24 protein-coding genes are annotated in these 17,289 nt (G+C 66.5%); 12 read left to right on the forward strand and 12 right to left on the reverse strand.

From position 1 onward, the window contains the following. The first annotated feature begins 209 nt into the window (after positions 1 to 209). From ACPW96_RS21645 to ACPW96_RS21670, 6 genes are all read left to right on the forward strand, one after another. Positions 210 to 1,805, forward strand: a complete 1,596-nt coding sequence (locus ACPW96_RS21645; protein WP_425885686.1) for a DNA methyltransferase — start codon at positions 210 to 212, stop codon at positions 1,803 to 1,805. A 112-nt stretch (positions 1,806 to 1,917) separates the two neighbouring features. Beyond that, on the forward strand, positions 1,918 to 2,376 hold the full coding sequence (locus ACPW96_RS21650) for a hypothetical protein (RefSeq protein ID WP_425885688.1): 459 nt from the start codon (positions 1,918 to 1,920) through the stop codon (positions 2,374 to 2,376). Next, positions 2,373 to 3,704: a DEAD/DEAH box helicase gene (locus ACPW96_RS21655; RefSeq protein WP_425885690.1), complete on the forward strand. Its 1,332-nt coding sequence runs from the start codon at positions 2,373 to 2,375 to the stop codon at positions 3,702 to 3,704. The genes ACPW96_RS21650 and ACPW96_RS21655 overlap by 4 nt, the downstream gene beginning before the upstream one ends. Positions 3,705 to 3,783: 79 nt before the next feature. Further along, positions 3,784 to 4,959: a hypothetical protein gene (locus ACPW96_RS21660; RefSeq protein ID WP_425885692.1), complete on the forward strand. Its 1,176-nt coding sequence runs from the start codon at positions 3,784 to 3,786 to the stop codon at positions 4,957 to 4,959. 122 nt (positions 4,960 to 5,081) lie between these two features. After that, positions 5,082 to 5,582: a hypothetical protein gene (locus ACPW96_RS21665; RefSeq protein WP_425885694.1), complete on the forward strand. Its 501-nt coding sequence runs from the start codon at positions 5,082 to 5,084 to the stop codon at positions 5,580 to 5,582. After that, entirely contained in the window at positions 5,582 to 6,061 is a 480-nt protein-coding gene (locus ACPW96_RS21670; RefSeq protein WP_425885696.1) for a hypothetical protein, read from the forward strand. Before ACPW96_RS21665 ends, ACPW96_RS21670 begins: the two co-directional genes overlap by 1 nt. A gap of 83 nt (positions 6,062 to 6,144) precedes the next feature. On the opposite strand, the gene ACPW96_RS21675 is transcribed toward ACPW96_RS21670, so the two are convergent. Beyond that, complete coding sequence (locus ACPW96_RS21675; protein ID WP_425885697.1) at positions 6,145 to 6,543, reverse strand: hypothetical protein; 399 nt, start codon at positions 6,541 to 6,543, stop codon at positions 6,145 to 6,147. Between the two features lie 333 nt (positions 6,544 to 6,876). Here ACPW96_RS21675 and ACPW96_RS21680 point away from each other — a divergent pair, with 333 nt between their 5' ends. The 3 genes from ACPW96_RS21680 to ACPW96_RS21690 all read left to right on the forward strand — a co-directional run bounded on the left by ACPW96_RS21680 (position 6,877) and on the right by ACPW96_RS21690 (position 9,037). Beyond that, positions 6,877 to 7,137 (forward strand): hypothetical protein, encoded by a 261-nt coding sequence (locus tag ACPW96_RS21680; protein WP_425885699.1) that lies wholly within the window; start codon positions 6,877 to 6,879, stop codon positions 7,135 to 7,137. Next, the gene (locus ACPW96_RS21685; protein WP_425885701.1) at positions 7,137 to 8,369 is read left to right on the forward strand and encodes a hypothetical protein; all 1,233 of its coding nucleotides are present in this window, start codon (positions 7,137 to 7,139) and stop codon (positions 8,367 to 8,369) included. The genes ACPW96_RS21680 and ACPW96_RS21685 overlap by 1 nt, the downstream gene beginning before the upstream one ends. Before the next feature lie 92 nt (positions 8,370 to 8,461). After that, a complete protein-coding gene (locus ACPW96_RS21690; protein ID WP_425885703.1) occupies positions 8,462 to 9,037 on the forward strand; it encodes a hypothetical protein in 576 nt (191 codons plus the stop codon). 44 nt (positions 9,038 to 9,081) lie between these two features. Here ACPW96_RS21690 and ACPW96_RS21695 read toward each other — a convergent pair whose 3' ends face one another. From ACPW96_RS21695 to ACPW96_RS21725, 7 genes are all read right to left on the reverse strand, one after another. Further along, positions 9,082 to 9,294, reverse strand: coding sequence for a hypothetical protein (locus ACPW96_RS21695; RefSeq protein ID WP_425885704.1), 213 nt, complete (start codon positions 9,292 to 9,294; stop codon positions 9,082 to 9,084). 233 nt (positions 9,295 to 9,527) lie between these two features. Then, positions 9,528 to 9,770 (reverse strand): hypothetical protein, encoded by a 243-nt coding sequence (locus tag ACPW96_RS21700; protein WP_425885706.1) that lies wholly within the window; start codon positions 9,768 to 9,770, stop codon positions 9,528 to 9,530. Positions 9,771 to 9,832: 62 nt separating this feature from the next. Then, the gene (locus ACPW96_RS21705; protein WP_425885707.1) at positions 9,833 to 11,107 is read right to left on the reverse strand and encodes an AAA family ATPase; all 1,275 of its coding nucleotides are present in this window, start codon (positions 11,105 to 11,107) and stop codon (positions 9,833 to 9,835) included. A gap of 15 nt (positions 11,108 to 11,122) precedes the next feature. After that, on the reverse strand, positions 11,123 to 11,245 hold the full coding sequence (locus tag ACPW96_RS21710; protein WP_425885709.1) for a hypothetical protein: 123 nt from the start codon (positions 11,243 to 11,245) through the stop codon (positions 11,123 to 11,125). Positions 11,246 to 11,320: 75 nt separating this feature from the next. Further along, positions 11,321 to 12,472 (reverse strand): hypothetical protein, encoded by a 1,152-nt coding sequence (locus ACPW96_RS21715; protein ID WP_425885710.1) that lies wholly within the window; start codon positions 12,470 to 12,472, stop codon positions 11,321 to 11,323. Then, positions 12,472 to 12,672, reverse strand: coding sequence for a hypothetical protein (locus ACPW96_RS21720; protein ID WP_425885712.1), 201 nt, complete (start codon positions 12,670 to 12,672; stop codon positions 12,472 to 12,474). Before ACPW96_RS21720 ends, ACPW96_RS21715 begins: the two co-directional genes overlap by 1 nt. Beyond that, the gene (locus tag ACPW96_RS21725) at positions 12,669 to 12,953 is read right to left on the reverse strand and encodes a hypothetical protein (protein ID WP_425885714.1); all 285 of its coding nucleotides are present in this window, start codon (positions 12,951 to 12,953) and stop codon (positions 12,669 to 12,671) included. Before ACPW96_RS21725 ends, ACPW96_RS21720 begins: the two co-directional genes overlap by 4 nt. A gap of 107 nt (positions 12,954 to 13,060) precedes the next feature. Between ACPW96_RS21725 and ACPW96_RS21730 the strand changes: the two genes are divergently transcribed. Together ACPW96_RS21730 and ACPW96_RS21735 are read left to right on the forward strand one after the other, a co-directional pair. After that, positions 13,061 to 13,285, forward strand: a complete 225-nt coding sequence (locus ACPW96_RS21730) for a hypothetical protein (protein ID WP_425885716.1) — start codon at positions 13,061 to 13,063, stop codon at positions 13,283 to 13,285. Between the two features lie 78 nt (positions 13,286 to 13,363). Next, positions 13,364 to 13,672, forward strand: a complete 309-nt coding sequence (locus tag ACPW96_RS21735; protein WP_425885718.1) for a hypothetical protein — start codon at positions 13,364 to 13,366, stop codon at positions 13,670 to 13,672. A gap of 84 nt (positions 13,673 to 13,756) precedes the next feature. On the opposite strand, the gene ACPW96_RS21740 is transcribed toward ACPW96_RS21735, so the two are convergent. From ACPW96_RS21740 to ACPW96_RS21750, 3 genes are read right to left on the reverse strand one after another with little or no spacing between them, the layout of a single operon-like run. Further along, complete coding sequence (locus ACPW96_RS21740; protein ID WP_425885720.1) at positions 13,757 to 14,950, reverse strand: DUF2201 family putative metallopeptidase; 1,194 nt, start codon at positions 14,948 to 14,950, stop codon at positions 13,757 to 13,759. Beyond that, positions 14,947 to 16,077: an AAA family ATPase gene (locus ACPW96_RS21745; protein WP_425885722.1), complete on the reverse strand. Its 1,131-nt coding sequence runs from the start codon at positions 16,075 to 16,077 to the stop codon at positions 14,947 to 14,949. Before ACPW96_RS21745 ends, ACPW96_RS21740 begins: the two co-directional genes overlap by 4 nt. A gap of 15 nt (positions 16,078 to 16,092) precedes the next feature. After that, complete coding sequence (locus tag ACPW96_RS21750) at positions 16,093 to 16,257, reverse strand: hypothetical protein (protein ID WP_425885724.1); 165 nt, start codon at positions 16,255 to 16,257, stop codon at positions 16,093 to 16,095. A 135-nt stretch (positions 16,258 to 16,392) separates the two neighbouring features. Here ACPW96_RS21750 and ACPW96_RS21755 point away from each other — a divergent pair, with 135 nt between their 5' ends. Continuing rightward, positions 16,393 to 17,103 carry an N-6 DNA methylase gene (locus tag ACPW96_RS21755; RefSeq protein WP_425885725.1) on the forward strand — a complete coding sequence of 237 codons (711 nt, stop codon included), beginning with the start codon at positions 16,393 to 16,395 and terminating at the stop codon, positions 17,101 to 17,103. On the opposite strand, the gene ACPW96_RS21760 is transcribed toward ACPW96_RS21755, so the two are convergent. Continuing rightward, the coding region (locus ACPW96_RS21760; protein WP_425885727.1) for a hypothetical protein at positions 17,093 to 17,289 on the reverse strand (197 nt) is incomplete at its 5' end. The genes ACPW96_RS21755 and ACPW96_RS21760 overlap by 11 nt on opposite strands.

A 17,289-nucleotide genomic window follows, 5' to 3' on the forward strand; every position in this document is an offset into this window, starting at 1 on the left:
GGCACGGGAGATGACCGCCGACCCGGCGTCTTATTGGGCATGTCGTAAGGAGGTGTCCCTAGAGGGGAGCGTTACCCCGGGTCCACCGCATCGAGACCACAAGCGCGATCGGGGAATCATCGCCATCTTCCGCAGGGCGAATCGGGACCCTACCGGTCGCGATGCAGGTCTGCGAGGGCAGTGGCAACGGGATCAATAGGCTGTCGGTTGTGTCTCGAATCACTCAGCTGCTCAAACACGTCGAGCAACTCAACCCCCAACTGGCAGCTGACCTCACCCGCGAGTACTCCGCGCTCAGCAGCCGCCGCGCATTCGGGCTGAACTTCGAGCGCCACACGCCGGAAACCGTGGAGCTACCGGGCCGCCCAATCCGCGTCAACGACAAGGTGAAGTTTCTTCCTGCACGCGGCGAGGCGCCTTCAACCGTTGACGACAGAATGTGGAGAGTGCGAAGCATCGCGCGGGATGGGTCCATCCGCAAGGCAACCCTCGTGGCGGCAATTGCGGACGCGACGTCGGCACCATCCGCAGAAGCGGAGCAGGAGGCCACGATCCGTGACGTCGGAGATCTCGTCGTGGTCGCTGAGTTTCGGGATCCGATCTATCCAGGGCTGGTATCAACCGGTCGGGTCGAGCGTGGCGGTGACAAACCGTTCCATACCGTCATCAACGCCGAGAACTATCACGCACTTCAAACCCTCCAATACACACACGCGGGCCGGGTCGACGTCATCTACATCGATCCGCCCTACAACACCGGTGCGAAGGACTGGAAGTACAACAACGACTACGTCGACGGTGAGGACGTTTACCGGCACTCCAAATGGCTAGCGTTCATCGAGCGTCGCCTGAGCGTCGCCAAGCGGCTGTTGAACCCAGATAACTCGGTGCTCATCGTCACGATCGACGAGAAGGAGTACCTGCGACTTGGCTTGCTCCTTGAGCAGACATTTCCGGAGGCGAGGATCACGATGGTGACCTCTTCGATCAACGGTGCCGGCTCCACTCGAAGTGGAACATTCAACCGATCAGCCGAGTATCTCTACTTTGTCCAATTCGGAACGTCATCCCCTGCGCCGCTACCGCTTGGGAGCGAGTGGAATCCTGTGATGACAAGGAACAAGAACGACATCCGTTGGAACCTGCTGATGCGGTCAGGCACGCAGCCGTTCCGCACGACACATCCCAACTTGTTCTACCCCGTATTTGTGATCAACTCTGCGGATGGGCCCATCTTCCATTCAGTCGGGGAACCCTTCTACGGCGACGGTTGGCGAGACGAACCGAGTCCCGACGAAGCCGTCGCCGTGTGGCCGATCCGGCAGGACGGTCGCGAAGGTCGTTGGCAGATCAGTCCCGCCGCTCTTCGAGACGCGATCACTCAGGGCCACGCTCGGTTGGGCAGGTGGAATGGCGAACGAACGACCCCGTATTACCTCAAGCTGGGCGAGCGCACGAAAGTGGCAGACGGCACCTTCAAAGTTCTGGGCCGCCGCGCCGACGGCTCAGTGATTACCGACAGCTCAGATTACGAAGCGCGATTCGTGCCGACGGACGTCTGGCGAATCTCGTCTCACGACGCCGGCAACAGTGGTTCACGGCTACTCGCCTCGCTCCTCCCGGACAGGAAGTTCCCCTACCCGAAAGCCCTCTATGCCGTCGAGGACGCGCTTAGATTCTTCGTGGCGGACAACCCGAACGCAACGGGTCGTCGACTTCTTCGCGGGGTCCGGAACAACCGCTCACGCGGTCATGCGGCTCAATCGTCAGGACGGCGGACGCCGCCAGTCGATCAGCATCACTAACAACGAGGTGAGTGCGGACGAGCAAAGGAGGCTCCGTGCTGACCAGCTGCGCCCGGGCGACCAGGAGTGGGAGCGATGGGGAATCTGTGACTACATCACGAAACCCCGCATCGTGGCCGCCATCACCGGGAAGACGCCCAGCGGTGAGCCGATTCGAGGCGACTACAAGTTCGTCGACGAGTTCCCAATGGCTGAGGGGCTCAACGAGAATCTTGAGGTCTTCACTCTCACCTACGAATCCCCGCGCATCGTGTCTCACAACCGCGCGTTTTCCGCCATTGCTCCGTTGCTTTGGCTGCGAGCTGGTGCCCAGGGGGCGCGGATCAACCTTGAGTCCGATGACTTCGAGGTCTCGGAAACCTATGGGGTTCTGTTCGACGTGGATACCTCACGTGCGTTTCTCGAGCAGCTCACCGCAGCCCCGGCGGCGCGCGTGGCATATATCGTCACCGACGATGACAGGTCGTTTCAGATGGTCTGTTCGAGTCTTCCTGAGCACATTGAGCCTGTCCGGCTGTACGAGTCCTACCTGACCAATTTCACGATCAATGTCGGGGGAGAGAACCGGTGAAGTTCACCCTCAAGGACTACCAGGCTGATGCGGTCGATGACGTTCTGACGAACCTCAACGACGCACGCGAGGACTATCACCGGCCGCGGCCGCGGCTGTCAGCGTTTTCGCTGTCCGCCGTCACCGGGGCGGGTAAGACGGTCATGGCGGCCGCGGTCATCGAAGCCCTCTTTGTCGGCAACGATGACTTCAATTTCCCGCCCGATCCCGGCGCCGTTGTGCTGTGGTTCACCAGCGACCCCTCACTGAACGAGCAGACTCGTCACCGTATCCTGCAAGCAACCGAAGAGATCCCCTACTCCCGTCTCGTGGCCATCGGCAACACGTTCGCCGGCGATCGCCTAGAGCCTGGGCACGTCTACTTCCTTAACTCGCAGAAGCTAGCCTCCCGTTCGCTGCTCGTCCGGGGCGGCACGCTGGCCGACGCAGAGAACATGCTGATCGCTCCGGATAGGCGGGCAAACACGTTCTGGGATGTGCTGCGCAACACGATCGAGGATCCCGCCCTCACGCTGTACGTGATTCTCGATGAGGCACACAGGGGGATGAAGCGCCCTAATCGCAACGAGCGGGTGGAGAAGTCGACGATCGTCCGTCAACTCGTCAACGGCGAGGCCGGCGCCCCGCCCGTTCCGATCGTGCTCGGCATCAGCGCGACCGTCGAGCGATTCAATCAGGCAATGACCGACTCCTCCGGCAGAACTCTGCTGCCAAACGTCGTGGTCGACCCAGCGCGCGTTCAGGAGTCTGGCCTGCTCAAAGACGACATTCGTCTCGATTTCCCCGCCGAAACCGGCACGTTCGATACCGTCCTGCTGCGCCGCGGTGTCCGAAGAATAAGGGAATCGACCCAGCACTGGGCCGACTATCACGGCGCCCAAGTAACCACTGAAGATCCGGTGGTTCCTCTTCTGGTCGTTCAAGTGCCCAACACCCCCAGTGACCAGATGCTTCTCGATGCACTGCAAGCGATCGTCCAGGAGTGGCCAGAGCTGAGCGACTCCAACATTGCACACGTCTTCGGCGAACACAGCGACTTGGTCGTCGGAAGACACGTCGTCGGATACATCAGCCCTGAGCACGTGCAGCAACGCACCGTCGTTCGGGTGCTCCTCGCCAAGGACGCGATCTCGACCGGGTGGGACTGTCCCCGTGCCGAGGTTCTTGTTTCATACCGACCCGCTCAGGACGACACCCACATCACTCAGCTCCTCGGGCGGATGGTTCGGACGCCACTCGCGCGACGCATCCCGGGAGACGACCGGCTCAACTCGGTCGAGTGCATCCTGCCGTTCTTCGACCGGTCCACGGCCCGGAAAAGTTGTTGAGCTGCTCCTTGGCACCTCCGGTACCTCCGATGCCGACGACGACCCGGCCGGCGGTTCTGGTGGAGGCGACGGTCGACGGGTGCTGCTCGGACCCATCGACATGCACGTCAACAGCACAGTCCCTGTGGAGGTCTGGGAAGCCTTCGACCAGCTACCCTCGGAGACCCTGCCCCGGAAGGGCGCACGGCCCACCTCGCGACTGTCCGGCCTCGCGCAGGCTCTTGCCTACGACGGACTCGTTCCCAACGCGACCAAGCTCGCCCATGCCGAGCTTCTCGCCGTCCTTGACGGTCTCGCAGCCCGGTACGCCGACGTCGTCGACGAGGCACGTCAGGATGTCCGAACCGTCGAAGGCGAAACGATCATCGCATCCATCGCCAATCGGACGTTTATCGTCGACTCGAGCTTCACCGAGCTCGCCGACGATCGAACCGTCGACGCCGAGTACCGCGCCGCTGGGCGTGTACTCGGCAAGGACATCGCCGCGAGGTACGCCGAACGGATCGCCGACCGCGATGGCAACGACGATGCGTTCTTCGCCGCCCATCTCCAAGTCGCCGCGCTCGCCAAGGTGCCAACCGTCGCCGACGAACTCAATCGTGCCGCGACGACGCTCGTCGAGCGGTGGCTGACCGAGTACAGAGTTCCACTTAAGGGACTCTCAGACGAACGGCAGGCCGTTTACGCCGAGCTCATCGCGATGACCGGCACCCCTCAGCCGATATCCGTCCTCCGCCCGAAGGTACGCACTGAGTCCACTGTCAGCGAGGACGGGAAAGCGGTACCCACACGCACCCGGCATCTCATGTCGGACACGCAGGGCGCATTCCCCATCGGGTCGCTCGGCAGCTGGGAGGTGGACGTGCTCGACCGCGAGCTGCCCCACAGCGCCGCCTGGTATCGAAATCCCGGACGGGCGGCTGACGATGCGCTCGCGATCGCCTACGTGGACGGCAAGGGTGCCTGGCGCCGGCTGTTCCCGGACTTCATCTTTTTCGCCGACATCGGTGGCAGCGTCCAGCCGTCCATCGTCGACCCTCACGGTTACCATCTCGCTGACGCGCTACCCAAACTCCGTGGCCTCGCGCGGTTCGCCGTCGATCACGGCTCCGCATTCCATCGGATTGAGGCGGTTGCGAAGGTCGACGACACACTTCGAGTGCTTGACCTCACTCAGCAACAGGTGCGCGATGCGATCACCACCGCAACGGACGCCGAAGCTCTCTATCGAAGCGGAGCAGCTAGCAACTACTAGCTCGAGGCGCTCTTGCTTTAGCCAGGGCCGTGCCAACCCCAGAAGCCCCAGCACGACGGCGACCGGTGCGATGATCCGATTCGTCCGCGAGGACGTACCGCTCGCCGTGAGACGATGCGTCGATGACGACGACGCAGCACATCGGCGCCGCGGGTGAGTTACTCGTGCAGTACCGGCTGGTGAAGCTCGGGATCGACACCGCGCGTCTGACAACGGACTCCGGCGTCGATCTGGTGGCCTATGCGCCAGGCTCCGCGAGCGCGATGACGATTCAGGTGAAGACTCAGACCGCTCCCTCTCCGTCAGGCGGCAGGGGAGCGATGTCGATTGGCTTCTTCTTCCCTGACGATCTACGGGCGCAGCTGCTCGCGGTGACGTTGCTCTCGTCGGATGCCGTGTGGTTGTTCACGCGGGACGAGGCGCGGGCGCTTGCTCAGCAGCACAACGCGAAGGGGATGCGGCAGCTGTACTGGTACATGGAGCCTCGGCCGGTCCGGGTGGCGTCGACGCCGCTGCACGCGGGCGACGTGGAGCCATATCTGCTCGAGCGGCGGGTGGCCGACCTGTTCGGGGTGCCCGCCGTGGCGCCGGTGGATGCTGTCGGCATCGTGGAGGACGGCTAATGGGTGGTCTGCCGTTGCCGCGCGCGTGGGATCGGGCATCGCTTGAGGTGGTCGGTTTCGAGGGATTCGTCCCATTTGCTGACCTGGCAGCCGCGAGGGTGCCGACTGAAACGGGGATTTACATGGTGCTGCGCACCGCGGCCACGACGCCGGAGCTGCTTGAGCTGACGCGAGCTCGGGCGGGGTCTGCTTACCGGCTGGAGGACCTCACGGCGCGCTGGGTGCCGGGTACGCCGGTGGTGTACATCGGCAAAGCAGAAGCGAAGGCGGGAGGGCTGCGAAAGCGGTTGGGGCAGTACGCGCGGAAGGGCGCCAGCCACAAGGGCGGACGTTCGATCTGGCAGCTGGCCGATCAAGACGAGCTGCTCGTTGCCTGGGCGACGACGCCCGACGAGTCCGCCGAGGACGTTGAGATCCGCTACCGGGACGCGTTCGCCGAAATCTACGGCCGCTGGCCGTTCGCTAACCGGAAGCGCTGAGCCGCACCCTCGTGGACGGCGCGTGCCCGGAGCGTTGCCGTTCCGCAGCTGGCTGGCCACAATTGGGTAGCAACGATCCCAAGTCAGGCAGTGTCGACGCCGCCGGGGAAGTCGGAGATCGACTGTAGAAGTTCTCCGGAGATCGCATAGGGGTTGTCGGCATTTCCGATCACTTCGACGAGCAGGGTGTCGCCGTCGCATTCGAGTATGCGAACCTCATCACCGTTCTGGAGCATGAGCCCTGCGCCCGCGCCGGCGTCCGAGTTGACTGTGAAAACTTGTCCAACCCAGATGCAGGGAACCGCGCGGGTCTGGATGCGGTGCTTGATGGCCTTGATCGCCTTCTGGCCGCCTGCGTAGGCCGCGCCGCCGGCGATGAAGATGATGCTAGCTGCGCCCGCGGCGTACTTTACGGCTGCCGCTGGGCCACCGATGGCTTTGATCAACTTCGTGATGTCTTGATAGCCGCCCAGATTCCCCATCTGACGACCATATCCAGAGCCGCGATCACGTCGAGCATTCAGATGACGGCGGCACATCATGAGTGCAGCATCCGCTTGCGGGTCACTGGCCCCAAGTTGAAGTGGGATGGACATCTCTCCGCATCAATGACGCTGCGGCACCCGGACATTTCGGGAGCTGATAGCCCGCCCTGACGCGAGCGCGGTGGACAAGTCGTGCCGTTCCCTACATTGAATTGCGCGTAGTCGTCGGTGTGCGGCTGGATACTGAGAGCAGTGATGTCCGCGAAGCATTCGCGCTGCGGCCTATACCCCTCAGAGGCCCGATAGGGCCCGCCCAAGAGAGGAGACCCCGTGCCAGATCGAGCGAGCGTCGATGACGTGCTGCAGCGGACCGGGATGACGTCGCTGATGTACTACCCAGAGATCCACGTCGACGAACCTGACTACACCGTGGACGACGACGTCAGCTGGTGTCTTGAGCCGCTGACGGACCTCACGCCGGAGCAACGACAGTCGCTGCGCGAGGCGGTCGGTCTCGTCATCACGAACCCCACAGCGCACCGCTTCGCGTTCTTCCAAGAACTGCTCTCGCTGGCTCCCGCGGACGAGTGATGGCCGGCGTCGACGACACGTCGGCGCACGGTGACGATCGGTCAGGCTCCACGGATCCGCACAAGGCATGGCTGCGCGCCGGACACGCGCTGCAGCGTGCCAAGTCGATCAATCCCGAGACCGGCCGCCGATACCGTGTGGCTCACCCCGACCCGGAGCTTGAGCAAAGGCGTCGCTACCGTTCCGCGAACGCCGAGGCCATCGCCGCATCCAAGGCCAGATACATAGAGGCGAATCGCGAGCACATCCGCGAGTACCGGAAGCGGTACAACACAGAGCACCTCGAGGAGGTCCGCGCGAAGAATCGCGAGTACATGCGTCAGCAGGCCGACAAGCGCAGGCGGGCGGCTGTGCAACGCGAGAAGGCCCGCGAGCGGGAACGTCGCTGGGCGCAGCAGCATCCTGAACAGAAGCGGGCATCGATCCAGCGGTGGAAGGAAGCGCACCCGGAGAAGGGGGCGGAGTACTCGAGGCGGTACTACGAGCGCAACCGCGAGGCGGTGTTGGCGCGTGCGCGCGATCGCCGCGACGCGAATCCGAAGAAGGTGGCGGCCGCGGCCCGGGACTGGCAGCAGCGAAACCGCGAGCACCTCACAGAGTGGCAGCGCCAGTACCGGACCAAGCCAGACGCCTATGCACGCATCCTCGAGTCGAACCGCGAGAACAAGAAGCTGCAGCGTCGTCTCAGGTCAGCTGGTCTCCCGGCGAAGCGGGTCACTCGGTTGCCGGCGCATGAGCGTCGAGCCAACGAGCAGGAAGCGCACTCGTTCTTCGAGCGCCGTCGTGCGGCGGATGAGCGGAAACGTATGATCGCGGATTACGAGGCCCTGGATCCTCACGAGCTCGAGCAGCTGCGCCGGCGTTCGATTCTCGCGAGACGGCGATTCGAGCAGCTCGACCGGTTCGGCCCCGCCGTCGACCGGTTCAGTCAACGGGCGGACGAGCTGCGCGAGGATGCCCGGATGGACTCGCTGGCCGGCCAGCTGCGAGGAAAGTTGCCGCTCGACCTCGACGCGGAGGTGCGGCAGCGCGTGTTCGACGAGGCGGACGGCGACAAGTACATCGCGGCCGGAGTAAGCCCCGTCCGCGTGGGGGATGAGATCGAGCAAGCGTTGCAAGGGCATGCCGCACCTGCAATCACATCGGACGGGGGCCGGCTGATCTGGGTGCCGGCCCACACGCGCAGTGGCCGGGACGTCGAGGGTCACTGGCGCCGCCGCAGCCCGGGGTGACCGTCGGTCTCACTGCAGCTCGAGCGCCTGCCAGGAGGCGGCGTTTCGAGCGTCGAGCTAGAACAAGCCGCTGCCGCCAATAGGGTGGCGTCGTGGCGCGATTTTCCTGGCGGTGGGTGGGTCTTTCCCTCACTGTGATCGGGCTCGGCGCCGCGTTTCTCGCCGTTCCCCTGAAGGGGTTTCCAGCCGAGCAGCTCGGCCTGGTGCTGCTGTGGACCGGATCCGCGATGTTCGCTGGCACTCTGCTCACCCCAGTGGTTGCCACAGCCGCGAGGGAGGTTCGACATATTCGCATGTACCGAGCCCTCGACCGTTGGCAAAAAAACGGCGGGAAGCCGGATGAGTATCCCGAGTGGATCCGGCGTCACATCTACGGAACGGCAGACGCTGTGTTGGCGCCGCAATGGGACATTGAAAGGAACGACACGCGAATGCGGTTTCGCAACACCGGAGTGGATGCGACCGTCGATCTGACGAAAGTTGCCCCACTCGGACCAGTCGACCTCGACCTTGACCTTGAACTCTCCTTGCCCGCCGTTATCCCACAGGGCGCGTCATTTGCCCTGAGATTCACCGACCGCCGGATCGGAGTTGGGCCCTACTGCGCTGTGCTCGTGCAATGGACCAGACCCACCGGCGGCGAGGGCAGCGCGGTCTACTATCTATAGTCGCGTCAGTATGGGCTGCTCCGAGGAGCGTTTGCGACACTGGGCTAGTAGCCGTCCTCGGTGGTGCCGAGGGTGTCAATGATGATGATGCCGTTCTCCTGAGGGACGACGAGGGTGGACAGCAGCGCGTACCCGTTCGCCCCGTAGGCGTTCAGGTCGGTCTCGCGACGTTGCCGCGCTTGAGAGTTTGCGACGTCGCCTTCCGTGGATGCGTATTGGCGAGTGTCGATGGTGATGAAGCGGGACTTTGAAGCCATGGTGTCCTCCTGGGTGTGACTAGCAATGAATCTGACATTCATTAGCGTAGCGCAGACGTCAGACATCGCTAGGAGGTATAGGCCACAGCGAGGGTCGTTCCCGGACGAGCTGGCTTCGTCGTCAGGCGGATCCGAGCAGGAGGTCGAGCATCGTCGCGTGGAAGCCGAGCCTGCTCGCCTCGGGCTGATCCCGCCGAGCCTCAGCCACAGAGAGTGGCAGGCGCTCTTGTGGATCAGGTAGGCGACCCGGACGAGTCGACCCCATCAAGTACGCCGTCGGCACGGTAGCGCTCGACTCGCTCCTCGAACTCACGGCGCCGGGCTCGCTGGTACGGCGTCTGGAGGTCCGGTCGGTTCGTGATGTCGACGCCGTCGCGGTGTGGGCGCTCCCAGGTGGGCTCGCTGCCCGCGCGGAGGAAGGCAAGCTCGGCGGCCTCGTTGACTGGTCCGGGGCGTGTGTTCCGGCGAGGGTCCATGCGGGCAGATTAGGAGAGGGTGCCGACGTTGACCGGAAGCAGCTCTTCCTCCGAACTCCTCGTCATGCGGCACCGAGCAGGAGGTCGAGCATCGTCGCGTGGAGGTCGAGCTTGCTCGCGTCTGGGTGATCCCGCCGAGCCTCTGCCAGCTGTTCGGGTGAGCGCTCGTCGGTGATGACGGTGACGTGGGCGCGGTGGCGGGATAGGGCTACGCACAGGCGGCCGAGGTCGAGGGCGAACCGTTCCTCTACGTCATGGCCGAGTAGGGGGTGGATCGCCACGACGGCCTCACGCTGCAAGCCCTGCGCTTGATTGATGGTCCCCACGAACACATCGGGGAGATCGGCCAGCCCCGCCGCCGCGAGCGCGGCTTGCTCGACATGGGGTGCGATGACGGCCACGTCGGCAGGTTCGAGCGGGCGGGTGCCGTTCGCGGTGTTGACGGTGGCCGTGTTGAGCAGGTCGCGGGCGGTCTGGGTGGCTGCGTGGATGACGCGCGGGTCGGCGGTGCCTCCGGTGGCGGGGAGCGCGAGGCCGCGGTACTCGGGGAGTGCGGTGCCGTGTGCCGCCAGGTGGCGTGGGGGGCGTGCGGACGTGAAGGGCAGGGTCGGGTAGAGCGGGGCAAGCAGGGCGGTCGTGTCGGGTCCGAATCGCCAGGTCTGCGGGAGGCGGAGTCGGGCTACGTCATCGCCGTGTGCGGCGATGAGTGCGGCCGGTGCCGGGACGTGGGGGCCGGTCGGCTGTGTCTGCCAGCGGCGGGTTGCTCCGGTGACGACGGGGTCGATCTGTCCGGGGTCTCCGACGAGGACGAATTGGTCGGCGATTCCGCCGAGTGCTCCGAGGTCGGCGAAGGTGAGTTGGTAGGCCTCGTCGATGAGCAGCACGTCGAAGTGCACGGCTCGGTTGCTGGGCACCCAGAGCCAGCGTGCGGTGGTGGCGATGATGACGCCTGCGCCGGGTCGGAGCGTGCGGGAGTTGGTGAGGGTGACGCTCTTGTGGAGGTCGCGGGGTCGTCCCTTTTCGGCGTCTACGTGGAGCACGGTGGGGGCGCCGATTGCGGCGGTGCGGTTGGCGACGTCCACGGCTTGTGCGCGGGTCTGGGCGGCGATCGCGACCGTCATGCCTGCGCGGGTGTGCAGTTGGTGGGCGAGGTGGGTGATGAGGTGAGTCTTGCCGGCGCCGGGAGGGGAGTCGATGGCGACCGCGGCGTCTCCGCTCCACACGGAGAACAGGGCTTGTGCGAGCGTGGGGTTGCGCAGGTGCTCAGTGGCGGTCGCGCGCTTGGGCGCGGGCGCTTCCGCCGGCTTGGCGGCGGCATCTGCAGGAGCTTTCTTCATGGCCGTAGCCCCTTCTCAGTCCTGGTCCTCGATAGCCCACTCGCCGGATTCGATGTACTCCCGATCCAGTTCTTCCTGATCCATTGCCTGCTCGCCCTGCGAGAGCCGGTTGGAGCGGATGCTTGCGTAGAGTGCCATTTTGTCCCCCTGGGTAGTGCGGTGAATCTGACATTCATTACAATACGCGGGGCCTCCGACATTGGCACGGCCGGTTCAGTCTTCGGCGGCGGCGACGATCACGTCGAGCGGTACATCGCCGCGGCGTGCGACGGGCTTGCCGCGTCCGGCGATCCAGTTACTGTCACGGTGGTAGCCGGTGGCAGCGAGTCGGCGCGCGCTGGCCTGCATGTGTGGATCGACCCGTTGCGGGCGGAGGGTCACCCGCTCACCGGGCTTGCACGCTGTCGCCCGCTTCGGGATGCCCTCGATAGTGATGGTGAGCCGTGAGTGGGTGTCGATTCGCGCCGTGGTGACGGTGCCGCTGAGAGCTTCGACTCGTCCGGCGTGGATCGGTTCGCCCAGCCAGCCGATGATCTTGCTGTCCACTCGGAGGCGGCTGAGCGGCCGGTCGGCCTCAATGACGGCGACGCCTTCCTTTCGCGCTCGGACGGTGCCGGGGATGACGGTGCCGTCGTGTGATGCCGCGACGGCGACGAGGGGGTCGTCCAGGCGGATCGAATCAAACCACTCGGCGGCGTGCGAGCGGCCGATGAGACCGAGGGCGGCGTCGCTGCGAGAGTCCTTGGCCCACCAGGGCCGTCCGGCCTTCAGGCGGGCGTTGTACCGCTCCCACGAGGCGGTGTCGATCACGCTCGCGCCGAGCAGTCCGGGGAGCGTGTGACCGGATGCCGTGCGGCGCGCGAGGTCGAGCAGCAGGTGCGGGCCGGTGGAGGCGATGCCCAGCCACTGAGCCCACGTCGCCGTGTCGAGCTCGAGGTCGGGGTGAACGCCGAGTACCCACCGCCGACGCGCCGCGTCGGTTGCGATGTGCACGGCATCGGTGCCGGGGTAGTCGGAGCGCTCGTCCCACCATCCGACGACGGGGGAAGCGAGGGTGTCAGGGTACGCGCGAGCCAGTGCGGTGAGGACCGCGAGGTCGCGGGCCGCTCCGACGATGAGGGGCCGGCGAGGGGAGGTCAGAGTCGCGCCCAGCGCGGCGAGGGCATCCAGCCCGTCGCGGTCGGTCCCCGCGCGGGTGACGTTGCCGTCCGTGGCGTTGAGGTAGATGTGGTCGCCGTCGCTGTCCACGGTGACGGCGATGCCGCCGAGAGGCGGGATCGCCGGGGCGTAGACGGAGATCGCGACCGGCTCGCCGGTGTCTGCCGCGCGCAGCCGCGCGCCGAGGGTGAACTGGGTGAGGCTCATCAGGACTCCTGGGTCAGTGCTTCGGGAATATCGGTGTCGGGGGCTGCCCATCCGGCGCGGATCGCCGCGGGCGTGCGCGGGTCGTGCTCTCCGCCGAGCAAGTCGCTCAGCACGGCCGCGAGGTCGGTGCCGGCTGCCGCGCACACCCGCTCGGCGAGGGCGGCGAGGGATGCCGCCCCGGAGGGAGCAGGGACGCTCATCGCGCCGCTGCCCGCTCCTGGCGCACGTCGTGCTCCAACCGGGAAACCTCCGGCATCCGGATCGGCAGGCCCTCGTGGCGGAGGTCGAACCAGCGGCGCAGAGCCTCGGCGGTGACGGTGTTGCGCTCGTCGATATCGCCCTGGATGCGCTGCGCCTCCGGGGTCGCCGCGTCCAATTCGCCGACGCGGTGACGCTCGATCAGGCGGACATACGATCCGGACGGCTCCTGGCCGTCGTGGCTGGCCTTGAACTCGGCCACGATCTGCTCTCGAAGTGACATTTCGACCTCCCGGTTACTAAGTGAATCTGACATTCATAACGATACGGGGGGCCTCCGACATTGCTCTGATCGCTCGATTTGTCGGCGCTGGGTGACAGGGTGTGGGCATGGCCAGCCTGCAACCGCAACCATCGATGCTGAGCGTGATCGCCGCGGCGGTCATCGGTTGGATCGAGTTGGGGCTGGCCGGCCTCGCCGCAGGCATGCTGGTCGCTTCCATCGCTCTCTCCGGCACCAGCGGTCCGAGCATTGGCGTAGTCGTCGGCCTGGTGGTCGTTGTGCTCGCGTTCATCGGAGCGCTCGAGCTCGTCCGCCGCCGCATGCGCAGCTGAGCAGCTGAACGAAGCCCGCCTCGTCCAGCAGTGGAGCTCGGGTGCGTGGCTGTCCGGGTCGGTGGCTACAGTGTGGGCATGGCCGAAGACGAGTCGTTGAGCACCGCAGAGATTGTGGCTGCAGCCCAGTGGGCGCTGCGCGGGATCGTCATCGTCAGCGTTGCTCTCGGTGCGCTGTTCTGGGGTGTCCTGGGCGACGAGCGCGCGCCCCTCATTGCGGCCTGGTTCATACTCGCCGCCGCGATCGGCCTGCTCTCGCTCGAGGTGGCGAAGAGTCGCAAGGCGAAGCGACGCCTCGAGGCGAAGACGCGCATGGCATTGGACGCAGTTCGCGACAGCCAGCTCGATTCGCCGGCGCCACATTCACGCCGGCGGCCGGCTGATTAGAGCCCTCCCACCGCACCACGGGGGCGGGGGCCGCTTGCCCGGGAGGGTTGGGCCCTCCACGGATAAGCGGCCCTGAGCGGTCGTCTAGGCGGCGGGGACGTGGATCGCTCGCGCCCATGCGGGTACGCGGCTCATGCCGTGCTCGCGGGTCAGGACGGCGATCAGGCGGGCGCGCGTAGGCGCTTCGGGCCAGGGGGTGTCGCCATCCGTGAGAACCACGACCACATCGGGGGTCGGCTTGAGTGCTTCGGCAGCGGCGATCCCGATGCGCATGTCGGTGCCGCCGCCGCCGATGAGTTTGACGTCGCGGGGATTCCGGACCTGGCGGGCGCTCGCGGCCGCGGCGTCACATGCGATCACGCGGACGGTGCCGCCCACGGCCTTGATGACGCCGCCCACCTCGGCCAGTGCCGTGTTGAGGTCGCCTTCGGTCATGCTCCCGGACGTGTCCACCACAAGGGCGGCGGTGACGCGCGGTGCCCGCATTGCGGGGGTGATGATGCGGGGGAGTCGGCGGCGTCCGGGCCGGGTGTATGAGTAGGTGATCCGGCCAGCGGTGAGAGCGGCGGCGCGGCGCACCATCCCGGCGAGCACCTTGCGCCACGGCACGGTCGGCGCTCGTAGTTCGTCGCTCGCCCAGCGCGCCATGCCCGCAGGGATCGTGCCGCGGCCCTGTGCGACGGCATCCCGCACATCGTGCGCGACCTTGCGGCGCGTGATGGTCACCTGTCCGTCATCGAGCCCTGGCGTTTGCGGGTCGTCGAGCGACGGTTCCCACGCCTGCTGAGGGTCACCCGCGCCAGATCCGCAGCCGACCTCGGTCTGCGGCGGCTCGGGGCTGAGCGAGGCGTAGTAGGCCTCTTCCACTCCGCCCTCGTCCAGCCCGAGCGCGGCGGGTGTCACGACCCACTCGGGGAGTGGGAGTCCAGCGGCGATGAGATCGTCGTTGATCGCCGCGTCTGTGGCGTAGTTCCACCGCGAGTGATCCACCGGGCCGGGGAGGGAGTCGGCGCGGCCTGAGTGGTCGCGGATCAGGTGGCAGACCTCGTGCACCAGCACGGCCCCGGATGCCAGCGGTCCCCACTCGATCAGCGAGGCGGGATCGACGTAGAGCCGCCAGTGGCGATCCACGGCGAACGTGTCGAGCCCGACCGCCGCGACCGGGCGCACGGAGAACAGCGCGTGTGCGAGGTACGGGGCTGACTCGACGGCCACCAGGCGGGCCGCGGCGAGGGCGCGGCGCTCATCGTCGGTGAGGGGGCGGATCGTGGGGTTCATGCTGCATCCTCCTGAGGGATCAGACCGGCTTCGGTGAGGATTGCGAGGAACGACTTCGCGCTCGCCGGTGGCCGGGTGCCGGTTGGGCGAGACTTGAGCAGCGCGCGGGCGTTGGCCGCGGCCACGTCCTGTAGGCCCGCTCCGGCGGCGGCGGCGAGCGGTGCCCATGCGGAGAGCCAGCCGGTCTTGGTGCCGTCGGCGGTCGCGTAGGCCGTGACGGCGGTGAGGGTCGCCCACGCGCGGGACGGTTCGAGGGTGGCCCACGGCACGGATGCCGGGTCGGCCAGCACGTCAGCCGGGTCCGGGAGGTCGTTGAGGGACCGCCACGCGATGTACTCAGTGGCTGCGCCTTCCCCGACCAGGCCGCTCGCCGCGAGCAGGGTGGCGGGGGTGTCACCGGGATCGAGGAACGCCAGCACGTCGGCGGTCATCGTCCACGTCCGGTGGGAGGGCCAGGCGCGGCCGCTCGCGGCGTCATCCTGGGGGAGCGCGTGGAGCAGATCGGGGCGGATGCGGATGAACGATGCGACCTCGGCGCGGCTCGCGGCACGGAGCAGCGGGGAGTAGTCCAGCACTCGCCCGGAGGCGGGAACCCGGAAGCCGGTGGTCATGCCGTCGATCCAGTCGTCGGTCGCCGGCTCGTGGTCGATGTGCAGGAACCGGTTCGCCATAGGCGCGGCCAAGTCCCATCCGTCAGCGGCCTGCTCGGGCGGGTTGGCTGCCGCCACGATGCGCACGCCGTAGGGGAGGGTGAGGTCGCCCACGACACGGTCAAGCACGACGCGGAGCGCCGCGGCCTGGACTGCGGGCGGCGCGGTGGTCAGTTCGTCGAGGAACAGGTAGCCCGCGTCGGACGCGGCCAGACGGGTCGCCCACGCGGGAGCGGCCAGCTCGACGCCGGTCTCTTGCACGACCGGGAGGCCCGCGAAGTCCGCGGGCTCCCGGAGGGAGCAGATCACCGTTTCCATCGGCACGCCCTCGGCGTCGGCAAGCGCCTGCAGGAGCGAGGACTTGCCGATCCCAGGCTTGCCCCATACGAGCACCGACACGCCAGCGCGCCCCGCGGCGCGCATGACGGTCAGCATCGGGTTGCTCTGGCGGTGCAGGGTGGGCAGTTGCGTAGTCATTGGGGTGTCCCTCTCTCAGAAGTCGAAGTCGTCGGATGCGAGAACCTGAGCGGCGAACTCAGCCCCGTAGTGAGTGGCGTAGTGATCGGCCACGCGGCGGCGAGCCGACTCCTGAGCGGCACGCTGGCGGGTGGCCTCGGCCTGGTTGATCCGTGCTGCGCGGATGATGTTTTCTTCCATTTCGTCCTCCTGGGTAGTGCGGTGAATCTGACATTCATAACAATACGGGGGGCCTCCGACATTGCTTCGCCCCTCGGTGTCGGAAGGCATCCTTACGATCATGAATGTCAGATTCACCTAGCCGACAGGATCGCCATGAGCACCACGACCAACACCGCGCGCGAGCAGGAACAGTGCACCCGCCAGATCGTCAAAGACCTCCGAGCCAACACCGGCCGCATCGACATGCACACCGTGTTCGCCGACTTCTGCGCGATGGCCGCAACCGCCATGCGGAACTCGATCGACCGGCACGGATACCAGAGCCGCGAAGACGACTACCTCCGGCGCGCGGCGCGCTACACGCCCGAGCAGCTCGACCGCTTCGCCCACGTCCTCGCCCTCGTCTCGCTCGAGCTCGAGCGCGCGCCGCGTGACGTGCTCGGGGAGGTCTACATGAGCCTTGGGATCGCCGCGCGGGAGCAAGGCCAGTTCTTCACCCCGTACTCGGTGTGTGAACTCATGGCCGCGCTCGCCGTGCCGGACTCGGCGGAGCGCTTGGAAGAGTCCCCGTTCATCACGCTCTACGAGCCGGCGTGCGGCGCCGGCGCAATGGTGATCGCCACTGCGCAATCCCTCACCGCACTCGGCATCAACTACCAGCAGCGCCTTCATGTGACCGCTGACGACCTCAACCCCACCGCCGTCCACATGGCCTACATCCAGTTCTCGCTCCTGGGCATCCCGGCAGTGGTTCACCACCGCAACTCGCTGAGCCTGGAACACTTCGACAGCTGGGCCACGCCCCTGCACGTCCTCCATGGCTGGACTCGCCGACTCGCTGCAAGGGCAGCCATCACGGGATGAGAGCCAGCCCCCCGGCGCTGGGAGCGAAGGCGCGCAGCGCCGAGCGGGTAGGGCACCGGTTCGGCATCCCGCTTTCGACGGAGGCCTGCGAGGGCTCTGCGGAGGGCCGCGTAGCGGGCCGACCCGCGCGGCCGCGGCCGGCTTGCCGGTCGCCCACACCGGAGCGCGCAGCGCTCAGGGGATACG

Source organism: Micromonospora sp. DT81.3, from assembly GCF_049847225.1.
Classification (GTDB): domain Bacteria; phylum Actinomycetota; class Actinomycetes; order Actinomycetales; family Microbacteriaceae; genus Microbacterium.

Excerpts from the sequence above, each read along its gene's own strand:
- ACPW96_RS21700 (WP_425885706.1), bottom strand. The coding sequence starts at position 9,770 with ATGGACCCTCGCCGGAACACACGCCCCGGACCAGTCAACGAGGCCGCC.
- ACPW96_RS21730 (WP_425885716.1), top strand. The coding sequence starts at position 13,061 with ATGGCCAGCCTGCAACCGCAACCATCGATGCTGAGCGTGATCGCCGCG.
- ACPW96_RS21675 (WP_425885697.1), bottom strand. The coding sequence starts at position 6,543 with ATGGGGAATCTGGGCGGCTATCAAGACATCACGAAGTTGATCAAAGCC.
- ACPW96_RS21695 (WP_425885704.1), bottom strand. The coding sequence starts at position 9,294 with ATGGCTTCAAAGTCCCGCTTCATCACCATCGACACTCGCCAATACGCA.
- ACPW96_RS21710 (WP_425885709.1), bottom strand. The coding sequence starts at position 11,245 with ATGGCACTCTACGCAAGCATCCGCTCCAACCGGCTCTCGCAGGGCGAG.
- ACPW96_RS21740 (WP_425885720.1), bottom strand. The coding sequence starts at position 14,950 with ATGAACCCCACGATCCGCCCCCTCACCGACGATGAGCGCCGCGCCCTC.
- ACPW96_RS21685 (WP_425885701.1), top strand. The coding sequence starts at position 7,137 with ATGGCCGGCGTCGACGACACGTCGGCGCACGGTGACGATCGGTCAGGC.
- ACPW96_RS21745 (WP_425885722.1), bottom strand. The coding sequence starts at position 16,077 with ATGACTACGCAACTGCCCACCCTGCACCGCCAGAGCAACCCGATGCTG.
- ACPW96_RS21755 (WP_425885725.1), top strand. The coding sequence starts at position 16,393 with ATGAGCACCACGACCAACACCGCGCGCGAGCAGGAACAGTGCACCCGC.
- ACPW96_RS21705 (WP_425885707.1), bottom strand. The coding sequence starts at position 11,107 with ATGAAGAAAGCTCCTGCAGATGCCGCCGCCAAGCCGGCGGAAGCGCCC.
- ACPW96_RS21715 (WP_425885710.1), bottom strand. The coding sequence starts at position 12,472 with ATGAGCCTCACCCAGTTCACCCTCGGCGCGCGGCTGCGCGCGGCAGAC.
- ACPW96_RS21725 (WP_425885714.1), bottom strand. The coding sequence starts at position 12,953 with ATGTCACTTCGAGAGCAGATCGTGGCCGAGTTCAAGGCCAGCCACGAC.
- ACPW96_RS21735 (WP_425885718.1), top strand. The coding sequence starts at position 13,364 with ATGGCCGAAGACGAGTCGTTGAGCACCGCAGAGATTGTGGCTGCAGCC.
- ACPW96_RS21665 (WP_425885694.1), top strand. The coding sequence starts at position 5,082 with ATGACGACGACGCAGCACATCGGCGCCGCGGGTGAGTTACTCGTGCAG.
- ACPW96_RS21750 (WP_425885724.1), bottom strand. The coding sequence starts at position 16,257 with ATGGAAGAAAACATCATCCGCGCAGCACGGATCAACCAGGCCGAGGCC.
- ACPW96_RS21670 (WP_425885696.1), top strand. The coding sequence starts at position 5,582 with ATGGGTGGTCTGCCGTTGCCGCGCGCGTGGGATCGGGCATCGCTTGAG.
- ACPW96_RS21720 (WP_425885712.1), bottom strand. The coding sequence starts at position 12,672 with ATGAGCGTCCCTGCTCCCTCCGGGGCGGCATCCCTCGCCGCCCTCGCC.